Here is a 15,304-nt window from a genome sequence, read left to right as displayed (position 1 = left end):
AATATCTTGACTATCAAGATATAATTATTTTAAAAGGAGCGTTATCTTTTGTCAAGCCACGAACAACCTACACCAGAGCAGGAACAATTCACCTTGCTTATGCGCAGTTTGGGAAACCGAACGGTATTGTACCAACAAAATGTAGCCGCCTCACTTGGGTTATACAATAATGATTTCTTATCTATAGATATTCTACGGGAGAAAGGTCCGATTACTGCGGGAGAACTGTCCAAATTAACGGGTCTGACCACAGGCAGTGTTACCGCATTAATAGACCGGCTCGAAAAAAACGGCTATGTTCGCAGACAAAATGACCCGAATGACCGCCGTAAAGTGATTATTGTGCCATTATATGAGAATAAAGATGATGTCATAGATACGTATCAACCGCTCCATACCGCCATGGTTAAGCTCGCAGCTTCTTATACGGATAAAGAGCTCGCCCTTATTTCGCAGTTTTTAGGCAAAGCAAGTGCGGTTCTGGAAGAGCAGATTGATCATCTTGGATCCACTGCGCGCGGCAAATCTTCTTCCTAAGATACGTATTTATACAAAAAAGGACGATATCCAAAAGTCATACGACTCTCTGGATACCGTCCTTTTTCATTTATTTTCTAATACCAATTGTTACAATTTCGCATGGACCGATCTGTAAGTCAAAGCTACCTTTCTCATCACTAGTAACTGGGTGGCTCTCCTCTTCTAGGATCGTCGTTTTATAGAAATACTGTTGCGGAATAAACGAATGGAAGGCCAGGTTGGTGTTCTGCTGACTCATGTTGTACCAACGCAGCAGTATATCTCCAGTCTGCTCGTTCATTTTTAGTGAAGAAAATGCGAGTTCCTTACTCTCCCAATCGAATGGAGTATACACCGGCGCAACCACGCCTGCATGTACATCTGTCTGGCATACAATCCACGGAACCTGGAATTGGTAAGCTTCAGCATAAGCACCAGAAGTTATACCCTCACCTGTGTGCGGGATTAGCTCCATACGAACAACGTGCTCTCCAAGACACTGCGCTTCTGGAGTAGGGAATAGCCCCCAGTCACCAAGTTCGCCAACAGAACGTAGCAGTGTAATCGCAATAGTGTTACGTCCATCTCGCAGCACTTCATATTCATTTAATCCAAAATTAGCGGCGGTTAGACCCGCTTCCCCATCACTAACATCAACAAAGGCTTGCTGATGTTGCGTGTTACTCGGATTCTTCCATTCTGTAGCTGGTTCAATATTCCGCTCAGCGACCTCGAACATCGAATCTACACGATGCGCAGCTGCGTTCAAATCTGTCGGAAACAGTATACGAATCCGGTGATCTTTGGCCTGGTTATCTATTGTCGTTTCGATATGCAATCCCTTTCCGCCCCGCTCCAAGGTGACTACAGTACGAAGTTTTAAAATGACTGTGTCACTACTGCGCTGAGCTTTGCGCTCCGGATAGTAAACCAGTGCACGCTGCTCCTCATCCAGCTTATCATCTGCCGAGGCTGGAATCTCCCAGTTATGGTTAATTTCTATAGCGGCGCGAAACGATGTATTTTCCAGTACACAAATGTTAGCCTTCAGTCCTTTAGTCGTCAGAGCTTGTTCGGCCTCTGGCTGTTTGTACATATATTCATTGCCGATATCCCCTGTGTTTTCATACACGCCAAGTTCTTGATAGGTCACGCCACTAGTTTTGTCACTTAGCATAAATGAACCATCATCATTAATGACTACCTTGATAACGTCATTTTCCAGCACCCGATCTCCATATAGCAATGATTCAGCTGCTATTGGCAGTTTTGCATCTGCTCGGCGAACCCAAGCATATGAACGAAGACCTAGCGCAGGAACTTCTACGGCTTCAAAGGTAAGTCTTACCCGGCGGCACATATACGGCTGACGGAACTTATCATCTGGCAAATCATAACCAAACTGAAGCCCCAAGTCCTCCAGCTGGCAGGCAATGTCATTCCCTTGATCGTCTACTAACACACGACCGTGCAAGTCAATTCCAGTCATACGGCTAGCCGTTTCTTCCAGAGAGAACCCTTCCCGCAAATATAGACGCGCCACATCAAGTTCTACGCTCACAGTACCCGTGCGACTCCAACCCGTCATATTCATTGCTACTAGTGGAAGCACGTCTTCACCATATGCTGTAAACCCGGACGTATCCACAGCTTCTGCAATCACTCGTTTACTATCCTCAACAATGGTCTCTGCCACATGACGGCTTTTGTCAAAACGGGTGACCATCTCACGGTGTACCTCATCCACGCTGCATCCACAAATACTATCATGCGGATGATTCTGCATTAATGTCTTCCATGCATAGGTGAACAGATGATGAGGGTACTCTTTGCCCAGTAAATGTGCGAACGAAGCAAGTGGCTCGGCCAACTTTTCAAGCAAGATTTGCCCTTCCTGATTCATCTGTTTCAAATAGACACGCGCAGACGCGGTATTCACTAACGTACCCCATCCATCGGTATGCTGGCTCCGCAGTTCTCCCTTTACAGTCGACAAGCTGCTGCGATCCATTACACCCTCTACGGCCTTAAGGTAATCAGGAAAGTTCGAATGAATGAACTCCATATCTGGATACAACCGCTTCGCAGTTTCGACAGCCTCTGGCAAATCCAGTTGAGCCGGCTGATGATCGCAACCATTCATGAACAGCAGCTCACCTGTAGAGGCAAACTTCCGCGCATCTGCCAGCTTTTTCTCCCAGAACACTTTGGCTTCTGCTTCATTTACAGGCACTTCGTTTCCGTTAGAATACCAATTGGCAAATAGGATGCCGAGCACTTTGGATCCATCAGGACCTTCCCAAATCAGCTCCGAGAATGAGGATTCGTAACCTCCATCTGACACCGTATTATTGAATCCAGTGGGCTTCACACCTCTTCCAAAAAAGGCATTATTGATGCCGGATTGCAGCATTAATTGTGGAGTCTGGCCGACTAGACCAAAGGTGTCCGGAAAATAACCGATTTTGGAGGGTTCCCCGTAACGCTTCGAATCCTGATGGCCAATCTGCATATTACGAACATTGGCCTCCCCACTAGTAAGGAACGCATCCTGCAGAATATACCAAGGTCCTATTAGAAGGCGACCTTCCGTAATATATTTCTGCAGCCGCTCTTGATTTTCGGGACGAACCTGAAGATAATCTTCCAGAATTATCGTCTGTCCATCCAGATAGAAACTCTTAAATTCGTTATCCTCATCCAACCGGTTCAGTAATTCATCAACCAGTTTCACTAAGCGTACATGATGCTTCTCATAGGGAAGATACCATTCCCGGTCCCAGTGTGTATGAGAAATGATGTGGGCTGTCTGAGGTTTAATTGATTGTTTTGAACTTTCCAAAGTGAAGACCTCCTTATATGCAATGCGTTCTATCTACCAAGATGCTTAATGTAGAAGATGTGAATAATTCACATGGATCTCGACTTCCTGCGGGCGATAAACACCAAGCAAATCTCCTTTACTATCCGTGGCAAAAAGAACAGAACGTTCCTGCTCCAACACGAACGAATAGGTTCGGCCAGTGGCTGAATCCTTCACCTCGATCTTTGCATCTTGGGCATATTCCGACACGAAGGTAAAAAGTGCACCCGTAGCAAAGCTCAGCTTCCGTCCGTAGATACCCGCTAAGTCCCCACCACTAATCCATTCAAAATCACGTTTCACAAAAGCAGCATTAACCGCGTAGCGGTAAAGTGCAGCCGTAGTATCCCTTCGCTCACTCAATTCAACGGGCAGTGGACTCCATAGGAGTCGACCCTTGCCAAGCGGAAGGTTCACGACAGTGTCTATAGTAGAACTCCCACCATTTTTTTGAATGATCGTTTCCTTCGTCACCTCAGCTATCCGGCGGTGGGCAAAAGAGACAGGCAGTACTTGACCTTGAAGCATAAGCACTTCTTCGCGGCGCACATTACGCAATTCACGTTTGCCAAGAATATCACTCAACCGATCCGAAGAACGCCAGTAGGCATCAATGCTTAACGGTCCAGTGGCAAGCAATACCGCTCCTGTCTCTTCAACGATATGTAACAACCGTTCCATCGCTGCATCAGCGAAGTTATGCGCGCTTGGCAGTATAATCAGTTTCGCAGGGTTCTTCTCCAAATCATCTAGGTGGTATTCAGAAGCCCCCCGAAAAGACGTCTTGAGCTCATAAGACAGAATGCGGGTAAGCTCTGTTGTAGACGCAAAAGCCAACTTCCGATTTGAGAAATCATTCGAATAAGGGAACACCACCGCAATTTCTTCCAATTTCCGATCACCAAATATATCACGGATACCTTCTATAAACTTCCCGAAATCATAAGATACGTCTGCCTCAGGCTTCTCGGTTCCATCCGCTCTCAGTGCTCCGATATGGGACTCATTCGCATTATCCATATAGAAATTCGTATTCCAGATCCAGTGAATAGCCCCCGCACCAGCCGTTCCAAAAGCGTAAGCATACTTCCGTTCCAGCAAATTCCGCAGCTCTTGTTCTGAACGTTTGGCTCGGCCATCTGGAGTTTCTACATACATGACGCCAGTCTCCTGAATTAGGCTTGGCTTATTAGGCGTCTTGGCAAAGATGCCATCCCACACCAGATAATCATTAAACCACCAGGAATGAACAGTGGTGTAATCCACCGCCTCCTCGTAGAAGAATGGCGAAGGTCGCTGCGCTCCTAGTCCCTCATCCTGGCCAACCGTAACCATCTGAGCTGGACATTGCTCCTTAATGGTGTCGTATAATTGCTTCACCCAACGGTTATGCATCTCCATAGAGAACAGACAATAATCCAACCAGCGTGTTCCCCTCTTGGCACTGTGCATATCTTGTACATCGAAGTTAATCTCTTTTGCTTCAGGCAGCCCTGCCGATACAAAGTCCGGAAGCTGTGAAGGTGTCATATTCCAGCGTTCCTGCAGCACGTCGATTACACCATGTCTTTCTTGTAGCCATTCCATAAAGGCTTGTCGCTCAAAACGATCATGGCATGAACTCGGGCCGTCCGAAAAAATACGTGCCGGATCAAACATCGACGGTTCATTAATAAGATCCCAATCTACATTCGAAGAATCTTTATGACGAGATACAATAGACCGAATGAACCGCTTCTGAGCTTCCACACTTTGTGGGTCCAGATAAGGATTTACCCCTCCCCACGTTTCCGGTGTGAAGGAGAAGAACGTGAAAGTCACTTGAAGATCATGCTTCTTCGCCGTCATGATGAAGGCGTCAATCGCCCGCAATACTTCTTCCGAGACATGTCCATCGTCTTGCATCACATTCCGATAAGCTGTCCAGATCCCTGTGCGGATCCAGTTAATCCCGGCCTTCCGCATCTGGCCCATATCACGATCCCAAACTCCGGCGTTCGGCAGAAATAGAAATTTACGCGCCACATCACTCGCCATATAAGTCATGCCGACCACTGGTAGCGGACGCCCATCTTTTATAAAATAATCTCTGCCGCTCGTTACCGGATGGCCTGCTGCCAGCAGCTCAGGAGCATGACCCCAGAACCCTTGGCGCAGAATGCGAACCTCACCATCACTGGCTTCTGCTTCACAGAGAATCTGGTAGAGGCCCCTACTTATCTCCAAAGGAACAGGCAGACGCACCATGTTTAGTTCAGCATTCGCCTTCATTTCCAAACTCTGAGACCACTTCAAAGAGGTATCTGATTCATGCTCTACATGAATTGTGAAATTCCATGTATCTTCATTTCGCATAGAAGGTCTCACTCGTTCAAGCTGCTGAATCTGAAGGGTTAGGGAAGCTCGTTCTCCTGATTCATAAGACGCGTAATTGGGCTTAACCCACATTTCCGTAACACCCTTGCTGCAGAAACGAGACCAATTGGAGATCGCGGAAGGACCTTTTTGCTCCCAAAAAGAAGCTGTTGCAGGTGTATTTACGAACAGCCAGCGTGAACCTGCATATAAACCAATCGTATTCTCCCAAAGAACCACTGGGGCAGAAATTTCCCGACCCTCGAGTGTAATTCCTTTTAATAGCGGGTAAATCCGTGTGCTCATCGGACCTGCCGAGCCCATTTGATGTGGTAAATCACTCGTCTTTGTCGTATGTGGCACGAGGTTCCATGTGTCTGCACTCGTTAGAAAAAGAGTTTCTTGACCCTTAAGCAGAGGAATGACATCCGAGGCAAGCAATGAATGGTTGCGTGAGCATTCAACACGAAGTGCCTCATGAATATACAGCTCCTGATGATAGGAAGTCTGCTCCGCTTCCACATGCCATCGGCCATTTTCCCAACGAACAGGTTGTTTGAAGGGTGCGCCTCCAATGCTAATCAACCCGCCACCTCTTTGCAGGTATTCAAGAATGGCCATCCAGGCCGCTTTCGGGAAATAAGGGGCATGCAGATTGATGAAACAGCCGCCTTCCGTTTCGCATAGCGTTTGTGCAAGCTGATTCTCACTTACAATAGATCCGAACTCACTCATGGATGTAATCGCATCGCTAGGAATGGAACTGGAAATTGGAAAATCAGAATCATAAAATATGATGACAGGTCTGCTCAGGCTGCTCATAGTAGTCCTTCCTTCATCGTTTTATAGACAAGTTGGGAGAACAGACTATTGGACCAGGCGAACCATTTTCTAGTGAACGTATTCGGATCATCAACATGGAATCCCTCATGCATAAAGCCAGTATCCGCATCTGTAGCTTCTAACATCGCAAGCATCTCCAGCTTTTCTTCCTTAGTTGAAGCCGTCAAACCTTGCATGGATAATGCCATATGCCAGATGTAGTCTTTGGGAGTATGCGGACTGCCGATTCCCTTCGCTGCGGTTCCTTCAAAATAAAAAGGATTCTCCTTGCTCAGAGCAAATCGTCTCGTATTCTGATAAATTCCATCCTCTGCGGTAACATAGCCGAGATAAGGAATCGACAGGAGTCCTGGTGTTCCCGCATCATCCATCAAGCAGTAGTTGCCATAACCATCGGTCTCGTAGGCGTAGATTGGACCGAATTTCGGATGACGATAAATACCGTACAATTGAATTCCGTGATCAATCTCAGCTTCTAATGCTTTAAGCTGTTCCAGAAATTCAAGATCACGGAATACCCATTCAGCGAATTCCTGCATATGACGTAATGCAACAACAGCGAACATATTCCCCGGAATGTTGTAATGGAAGTCGCAAGCATCATCGCTCGAGCGGAACCCGGACCAGACCATGCCCGTGTAATTAACAGGCATACCCAGGCCGTTATTACGCAGTGTATCTTCAGGAATCCCATTGTTACGCGTAAAGCGGTATGGAGATAATTCACTATGGCGCTGTTCAGTTTTGAACAGGTTGTATATTTTGACCATGGCTGCCTTAAATCCGGCGTCGAATATATCAGCCTTTCCGGTTTCTTTCCAATAGGCATAAGCCAGACGCATGGAAAAACAAAGAGAATCGATCTCGAATTTACGCTCCCACACCCAGGGGGACATTTCTGTAATATCGCTAGTGCTCCAATGCCAATCATTCGCCGTCTCATTAAACGCATTGGCGTACGGATCGATATGAATATACTCGATATGACGTTTAATTAACCCGCTGATAATCCGCTGAAGATCGGGATCGTTTTTAGCAAAGGGCACGTAGTGCATAACCTGCTCTACAGAGTCTCGCAACCAAGAAGCCGGGATATCTCCTGTAATCACAAACGTTGTTCCATCATCCATAAGCTTAGTTGTTGTCTCAAGCGTATTAGGGAAACAGTTCTTAAAGAGCTGCAACAGCTTCGGCCGATGAGCTAACTTCTCCTCGGCTTCGTTCAATACCTCTTGAACCGCTTGAGGAAGCGGCAGCTTCGGCATAGAGATGGTGGGAAGTCGGAATTGTTCCATATTCTCACTCCTTCATAATAAATGGGGATAGATAGAGAGACGGGCAGCATAGCTGCCCGTCTCCACTAATCCTATTTGTGTTACCTTTAGTGATTAATCTTAGGCGTGTTACGTTCATTAGCTTATTTCTTTGTCTGGTTCCACTCATCAAGTTGCTTTTGAACTTCTGCAATGACTTTATCCAATCCAGCTTCTTTAAATTTCTTCGCTGCTTTTGGCAGATATGTTTTAGGATCAACAGAACCTGTGTACAGCGCTGGCATAAATTCTTTAGTTACGTTGTTGATGGCCGCTACTTCTGTTTTCACAGGTGTAGGATCAAATGCAAACCCGAAGGTAGGGGCTTCTTTTGAAGAATCATTAAACTTCTTGAAAGCATCCCATTTATCAGCAGGGTCATCAGCATGCAGATAAGTCAATAACATATTCCCAAGCGTGAAGCCTGGCATTGCATAGCTATCTTGCATAGCTGGCAGATCTTCAATGACATTGTCGGAGATTTTCTTATAATGAGTGCCTTCAATACCATAGTTGAGCAAATTGCGTAAGTACTTATCTGTATTCAAAAGATTCAAGAACATCATCGCGCGTTCAGGATCACCTGAGGTTACGGAAATCGCGTGCATCGAACCTGCGGCGGACTGTGTATATACATAAGGCTCATGCATAGGCGAAGTTACAATTTCATAACCTGCTGAACGAGACCAACCTTTTTCTGCATAAGGTTGTGTAATTTCGCGATCGGCGAACCATTTACCGGTCTTAATGTTATCAATTCCTTCAAGTGTCGCAACGTCTGGGCGTAAGTAACCTGCTGTGTAAAGTCTACGCATCGTATCTAACGATGTTGCAAGTTCAGGTGTCTCCAGAATATTAACAACCTTGCCATCTGTGGAATCCATATAGACCCCGATAGGTAGCTCATCACCTAGTACATAGTCAAATGGCATAAATGGTTTAAAGCCTTTAGGAACAGCTAGCGGTGTAATATCAGCCGGCTCGTTCTCTTTAATCGTTTTAAGCAGTGGCTCTAGATCATCCAATGTACGGATATTGGAAATGTCCATGTTGTATTTATCAACATATTTCTTATTGAAGCGCCATACCCATTGCTGTCCAAGCTCCTTATTTACAGGAACACCATAGATCTCACCTTTAATCTTAGTTCCTTCTAAGAAACGAGGGTCCAAAACTTCTTTCGTTTCCTTACCATACTTATCCAGCAGATCATTCAGACCCAAGAACGTACCATTAGCAGCGTTACGGCGGAAGTCATTTGTCCAAGAAGAGGTAAAGGCAATATCATAAGGCTCACCAGAAGCGGTGATGACTTGCATCTTCTTATCGTAATCGCCCCAATCGAACATCGTAATGTTCAACGTCGCATTAATTTTTTCTTGGGTATATTTATTAACTTCTTTTAAGACAAGATCCAAATCCTTTTGAGGTCCACCAATTAAATACATCTTCAACTCATATGGCTTTAATTCTGATGTGTTCCCTGCTGAATCCCCTGCTGCCGCTGAATTGTTTGTTTCTTTAGCAGCATTTGTATTATTATTCGAACCACATCCAGCTAGAAGGCCAGAAAAAAGCATTGTCCCTGCAAGAGCGAGTGTTAAGCCTTTTTTCATTTTCATTTCTATTTTCCCCCTTTAGATTAATGAACGCTTTATTTATATCGATTCCTGTCCTAGCGATTCGAATAAATACATCTTAGTAGTGTTACTCCTTTAAAGAGCCCACGGTTAAACCTTGTACAAAATACTTTTGGAAGAACGGGTACGCTAGTGCTATAGGCAAGGTCGCCAGTACAACCATCGCCATACGAACGGTTTCTGTTGGCAAGGTAGCAGCAATCTCAAAGCTTGATCCCATCTGCATACTGTTCTGAATGACAAACTCCATATTATTCTGAATCCGCATCAGCATCGCTTGGAGTGGTACAAGACTCGCATCATCTATATACAACAGGGCATTAAACCAATCATTCCAATAGCCCAGCGTACAGAACAATCCAATCGTTGCAATCCCCGGTAAAGAGATGGGAAGTACAATTTGCAGGAAGGTCCGAAACTCACCAGACCCATCAATTTTGGCAGCCTCAACGAGTGCATCAGGTACACTAGTCTGGAAGAAGGTCCGCATTACTAGAATAAAGAATGCATTCATCGCGATTGGCAATATCAAAGCCCATATCGTGTTGTACAGATGTAAAAACTGCGTAGCCACGATATAGTTAGGAACCATTCCGCCTGAGAATAACATCGTAAAGAAGGCGAAGAAGCTGAAATAATTACGATAGCGAAATGATCTTCGAGAGAGTACATACGCATAAGTTGTTATTAGAAATAAACTAATGAGTGTACCTAGTACAGTAACCATCAAAGTAACTCCAAAGGAACGAAGTAGTTGATCACCTGTGTTAAAAACAAACTGATAAGCTGCTAAACTATATTTTTCGGGTAACAAGCTAAATCCATTTAAAGCAAGTACTTTTTCATCTGTAAAAGAAATCGCTATCACAAACAAGAACGGAAACACACAAGTAAAAGCGAAGATGCCAATTATAATATTGAGTACCACATTCCATAAAGGAGTAATGGCGTTGTTGTCGATTTCTTTTGGTTTACGTTTGAATACTGCCATAACGTCACTAACTCCTTTCTAGAATATCGCATTCTCTTTGCTGATCTTTTTCACAATAGAATTCGTTACAAGCACCATGATAAATCCAACAACCGATTGATATAGACCCGCCGCTGTACTCATTCCTAGATTACCTGTCGTACTCATGCTTCGATAAATATAAGTATCGATAACATTCGTTACGGAGTATAGAACACCTGAATCCCGAGGGATTTGATAGAATAAACCGAAGTCTGATCTAAAAATACCACCAATCGCTAAAATCGTTAGCGTTACCATTAAAGGTTTAAGCAAAGGAAGTGTAATAAACTTAATCTGCTGCCATTTGCTGGCCCCATCAATCATAGCCGCTTCATAGTAGGACTTGTCGATACCCGCTATAGCCGCTAAGTAAACAACACTTGAATAACCAATTGATTTCCAAATCCCCATGAAAATTAGGATATATGGCCAAAAGCGAGTATCCCCATACCAGGAAATAGGATCGCCGCCGAAGTAAACAACTACTTGATTCAATATTCCTTTATCTACACTCAGAAAGCTGAAGGTAAAGAAACTAATAATGACCCAAGAAAGGAAGTAAGGCATAAACATCGCCGTTTGATAAACTTTAGCCATCCGTTTGTTCACAAGTTCATTCAAGGTGATCGCAATGCCCACCGCAAGAACTAAACCGAGAGAGATCAACGCCAAGTTATAAAGAATCGTATTTCTTGTAATGATATAGGCGTCCTCCGTCGAGAACAAAAAGTTGAAATTTTCAAGGCCAACCCACTTACTATTTAAAACGCTTGCAAAGAATCCATCCCGATGAATCTTGAAATCCTTGAATGCGATTACCGTTCCAAACATCGGTAAGTAGCAAAAGATCAGGAACCATAATGTCCCTGGTAATACCATAAACCAGAGTACTTTATCCTTAATTAAACTTTTGAAAAATGCAGGCATTATTCCACATCCCCCTTCTCTCTATCCCCAAACAACCCCTATATATCCCTTAGATCTTTTTCCCTCGCCCCTTTAACTACCCTTAATTCTGCGCTATAAAAGCGGTTTCATAAAGTTGAAAAACTCCAGAATCAGATGTAAAAATTAAAGATCCACAGCAGAAAGGACATTTAAAAAGTCTATTTCCTCTTAAATTTGAGCAAAAAAAAAGGAAACATTCTCGTTATCAACGTCCATGAAACCCGTACTTGAACGCGATACCCAGGAACATTTCCTTTATTTTAGGATTTTGCTTTTTTGTACATATTCCGAAGCTCTGTTGGCGATACACCTACTGATTTTTTGAACTGGCGATAGAAATATGCTGGATCCGGATATCCTACTTCAGCTGCAATTTCGTTGGTTAGTAACGTAGTTTGAAGCAGCAATTGTCTTGCCTTTTCAATTCGAAATTGATTAACATAATCAGAGAAACTACGGCCCATTTCCTTCTGAAATAGCTGCCCCAAATAATTGGGATGCATTTCCATACGCTGACTGAGCGTTTTCAGGGATAGCTCTTCTCTATAGTGTTTGCTTACTTGATCAACCATATATCTCATATTTGGACTGAGCTCATCATTTACTAATGATAATTGGTCCAGCGTTTCTTTCACACTTTCCTGCACATGGTGCACCAATTGCTCAATAGTATGTATGCGCAGCAATGGATTAAACACGGCACTAAAATTAGAGTTTTTCTCCATTTTCTTAGCAATCAACATTAACTCAATCGCTACGTTGTAATTATCAATGCGGGTAATCATGCCACAGCCAAACAGCTTTTCGAACGTTTCTGCGATAAACTGGTTCGTAGCCTCCCGGTCCCCAGATAATAATAATTTGGTGAATTCCTCATAATCAATTTCGAGCTTCTCCTCGTGCAGAACCATCTTTGATAGTTGTTCCACATCTATAATCGGGTAACCCGGTAGCATAAGATGATCAACATATAAACTCTTCGCCTTTTTATAACTTTTGGGGACTTCCTGAAAAGCATGCTCCTTACTCCCTATCGTTATCCAGACAGACTTCTCCAACTCATGCATAATCTCATATTGTACTTGCTCCAGTACACAATAAAGCTCTTCTTTGTTCTCAGCTTCAGCCCGCTCAGCAATAATAAGAACAAGATCACCTTCCATATCTTTAAATACAATAACGGTTCCAAGTTGCTCTAATGACTTCACAGCGATACGATAACATTCATCCATAAGCTGATTCCTATGGAGTTTATCTTGGCCCTCATCGTCATCCTGTTCAGTGATAAGCCGAATCGCAGCCACCGTAAAAAATGAACAATCCAATGAGATATTTAAGACTTTTGAACGGTGCTGTAGCTCTTGCCGGCCTATATTGCCAGTTACCCAGCGGTTTAGAATATTGTTGCGCAGAACTTGCCAATCCTCTTTAGCATGAAATTGTTCAACATCCTCTTGATTCAGCACTTCAACAATTTGTTCAATGGTTGATTCCAACTCATTTATATTAATGGGTTTGAGAATATAATTTTCAATGCCTAGACTCATTCCAGCTTTTAAATACTCAAATTGCTCATAGCCACTCAAGATAATAAATCTCATTTTTGAATCAAAAACCTTTATTTGTTGAATCAGTTCAAGTCCCGTAAGTTTGGGCATCGTAATGTCAGTAATTAATATGTCGATCCCTTCGTTATGATTGCGCAGAAATTCTAAAGCTTCTTCCCCATTAGTCGCTTGTCCCGCGATTCTCAATCCATATTTCTCCCATTCAATCACTGAACGTAATCCTTCAAGAATAAGAGGTTCATCATCCACGATAAGTATATTGTGCATTATTAGTACTCTCCCTTACGACTGGTATATTCATGATGACTATTGTTCCTTTATTTACTTCACTGGCGATCGTCAATCCATATTCAGTCCCGTAATAAAGTTTAATTCGTTCATTCACATTACATAGGCCTACCGAAGAAGGAGGTTCATCCATTCTCATACTGACTTGAAGCATTTGCTGTAGCTCTGTTAGCTTGCTGGGAGTAATTCCATTTCCGTTATCACTTATAGCAATTTGAATTTCCCCGCCAGATTCAGTAACTTCAATACGGATGAGATTGCCAAAACGGTCAGGTCTAAATCCGTGAACAATATAATTTTCAATGACCGGTTGAATGAGCAATTTAACGATAGAACAATTCATGGCAACTGGACTTATTTGTGATATGATTTGGAGCCTATCTTTATGTCTAATCTGAAATAGCTCCAGATACAAATTACAGTATTCAATCTCATCAGATATTGTAACGACCATGCTTTTCTTAATCATCGTTCGAAATAATGTCGATAAAATGTAAATCATCTGACCTACATCCTTCGCTCCTTGCGTAATTGCCCGCATCCTAATCGCCTCTAGTGTGTTATATAAAAAATGTGGATTAATCTGCGATTGAAGTGCTACTAGCTCTGCATTTTTCTGCGTAAGCTCCGAAATGTACACTTTATTAATATAGAGTTCTAATCTTTCACACATATAGTTAAAGTTGTTGGCAATTAGCTGCAATTCATCTTCTCGATTTAGGTGAATACGTGTGCTTAAATCGCCTTCCTGTAAGCGCTTCATAGATTTGATAATGATCTTCACTTTTTTAGAAAAACGTAAAATAATACCGTATGTAAAAGACATTGCAGTAATAATAAGCGCTGTGGTAATCCCGATAATCCAAGTTCGAACCGTTTTCATTTCGTTGTTGACCTGTGACTTCTGAATGATCCCTGCCATAATAAGACCTGAGCTATTCGTTGTATTTAAGTTAACCTTGGAGATCCCATCCAGTGTTGTCCAGCCATCGGCATGAAGCGCATCGATATGTGGATATCGCTGTCCCATATATCTTCCCAATGAATCATATATAACGTCACCGCTTGGGGTTAAGACCAACAATTGACCATTATTTTCTGCAACTTTTGTGCCAAGCCATTTTGAAATAAGTTCTGCGTCAAAATCTACTATGAGCATACCGATCGTTTTCAGTGTAATCGGATCTTTAATTTCCCTAGTCATTGTATATAAATTGTTATTGTCTTCTCTTATTTCCTTAAGCACTAATTTGGTTTCATGCGAGACCCAGCCATTCTTCGGCAAGGATAATTTTTGCTTAGAACCGTCCATGTCGCTCAAGTAGAATTGCCGGGTATTATTTTTATATAAATAATAAAATTCTTTCTCTGTACTGTATAAAATAACGTCATAAATCCCGTTTTTCTGATTCAAATAGGTTTTGAAATAAGTATCGAACGTATGAGGAACGGAGCTCCCTATGTCTGCATATTGATCTAAACGGTATTTAAGATAATCCTCATAATCATGTTGCAAAAAGTAGGACAAATCCTCACTGACAGAGGCATCGCTATAAATTTGCTGGATGGCTACTTGGATGCTTTCGTACTGCTGATTCATATACAAACTTACATAATCCAGCACCTCCCGATTGGCATCTACATGTTGGCGAGTGATCGTCTGTTCATAGTATTTATATACGGTAATGGATGAGGCAATTAACGTAATTATAATGATCGAAGAGTATATAGCTAAAATTTTATTGAACAGTTTTTTCTGCAAATGGTTTTGATAAAATTTCTTTACATTCAACAAAGCCACCTTCTTTCTAAATATCACCTTTAGGATTAGAAGCTTAACATCACACTTCTTTTTCTGCAATGGAAGCGCATGCATTTTTTATTTATAAATTCTAGCGCTCCAACTTTTCTCTCCACCGAGAGTTTACAACTCACACAAAATCGACTATAGTTGA

General features: G+C 42.8%; 9 protein-coding genes. 1 reads left to right on the top strand and 8 read right to left on the bottom strand.

Annotation, left to right across the window (positions count from 1 at the left end; translation table 11 throughout):
- The first annotated feature begins 48 nt into the window (after window positions 1-48).
- Window positions 49-537 (top strand): MarR family winged helix-turn-helix transcriptional regulator, encoded by a 489-nt coding sequence (locus tag MKZ09_RS12060; RefSeq protein WP_081394256.1) that lies wholly within the window; start codon window positions 49-51, stop codon window positions 535-537.
- A 70-nt stretch (window positions 538-607) separates the two neighbouring features.
- Here the strand turns inward: MKZ09_RS12060 and MKZ09_RS12055 are convergent, their stop codons facing one another.
- From MKZ09_RS12055 to MKZ09_RS12020, 8 genes are all read right to left on the bottom strand, one after another.
- Window positions 608-3,361, bottom strand: coding sequence for an alpha-mannosidase (locus tag MKZ09_RS12055; protein WP_256719201.1), 2,754 nt, complete (start codon window positions 3,359-3,361; stop codon window positions 608-610).
- Window positions 3,362-3,406: 45 nt separating this feature from the next.
- A complete protein-coding gene (locus tag MKZ09_RS12050; RefSeq protein WP_076204496.1) occupies window positions 3,407-6,559 on the bottom strand; it encodes a beta-galactosidase in 3,153 nt (1,050 codons plus the stop codon).
- A complete protein-coding gene (locus MKZ09_RS12045) occupies window positions 6,556-7,875 on the bottom strand; it encodes a glycoside hydrolase family 125 protein (RefSeq protein ID WP_076204499.1) in 1,320 nt (439 codons plus the stop codon). The genes MKZ09_RS12050 and MKZ09_RS12045 overlap by 4 nt, the downstream gene beginning before the upstream one ends.
- Window positions 7,876-7,997: 122 nt before the next feature.
- Window positions 7,998-9,515 (bottom strand): ABC transporter substrate-binding protein, encoded by a 1,518-nt coding sequence (locus tag MKZ09_RS12040; RefSeq protein ID WP_076133496.1) that lies wholly within the window; start codon window positions 9,513-9,515, stop codon window positions 7,998-8,000.
- Window positions 9,516-9,600: 85 nt separating this feature from the next.
- Window positions 9,601-10,524: a carbohydrate ABC transporter permease gene (locus MKZ09_RS12035; protein ID WP_036689623.1), complete on the bottom strand. Its 924-nt coding sequence runs from the start codon at window positions 10,522-10,524 to the stop codon at window positions 9,601-9,603.
- A gap of 18 nt (window positions 10,525-10,542) precedes the next feature.
- Window positions 10,543-11,472, bottom strand: coding sequence for an ABC transporter permease (locus tag MKZ09_RS12030; protein WP_076204502.1), 930 nt, complete (start codon window positions 11,470-11,472; stop codon window positions 10,543-10,545).
- Between the two features lie 281 nt (window positions 11,473-11,753).
- Entirely contained in the window at window positions 11,754-13,328 is a 1,575-nt protein-coding gene (locus MKZ09_RS12025; RefSeq protein ID WP_036689621.1) for a response regulator transcription factor, read from the bottom strand.
- A complete protein-coding gene (locus MKZ09_RS12020; protein WP_179089553.1) occupies window positions 13,303-15,141 on the bottom strand; it encodes a cache domain-containing sensor histidine kinase in 1,839 nt (612 codons plus the stop codon). Before MKZ09_RS12020 ends, MKZ09_RS12025 begins: the two co-directional genes overlap by 26 nt.
- Window positions 15,142-15,304: the final 163 nt, after the last annotated feature.

The organism is Paenibacillus sp. FSL R5-0908 (assembly GCF_038006245.1).
Classification (GTDB): domain Bacteria; phylum Bacillota; class Bacilli; order Paenibacillales; family Paenibacillaceae; genus Paenibacillus_AQ; species Paenibacillus_AQ odorifer.
This window is presented reverse-complemented; position numbering and strand designations above follow the sequence as displayed.

Excerpts from the sequence above, each read along its gene's own strand:
- MKZ09_RS12030 (WP_076204502.1), bottom strand. The coding sequence starts at position 11,472 with ATGCCTGCATTTTTCAAAAGTTTAATTAAGGATAAAGTACTCTGGTTT.
- MKZ09_RS12035 (WP_036689623.1), bottom strand. The coding sequence starts at position 10,524 with ATGGCAGTATTCAAACGTAAACCAAAAGAAATCGACAACAACGCCATT.
- MKZ09_RS12040 (WP_076133496.1), bottom strand. The coding sequence starts at position 9,515 with ATGAAAATGAAAAAAGGCTTAACACTCGCTCTTGCAGGGACAATGCTT.
- MKZ09_RS12025 (WP_036689621.1), bottom strand. The coding sequence starts at position 13,328 with ATGCACAATATACTTATCGTGGATGATGAACCTCTTATTCTTGAAGGA.
- MKZ09_RS12045 (WP_076204499.1), bottom strand. The coding sequence starts at position 7,875 with ATGGAACAATTCCGACTTCCCACCATCTCTATGCCGAAGCTGCCGCTT.
- MKZ09_RS12050 (WP_076204496.1), bottom strand. The coding sequence starts at position 6,559 with ATGAGCAGCCTGAGCAGACCTGTCATCATATTTTATGATTCTGATTTT.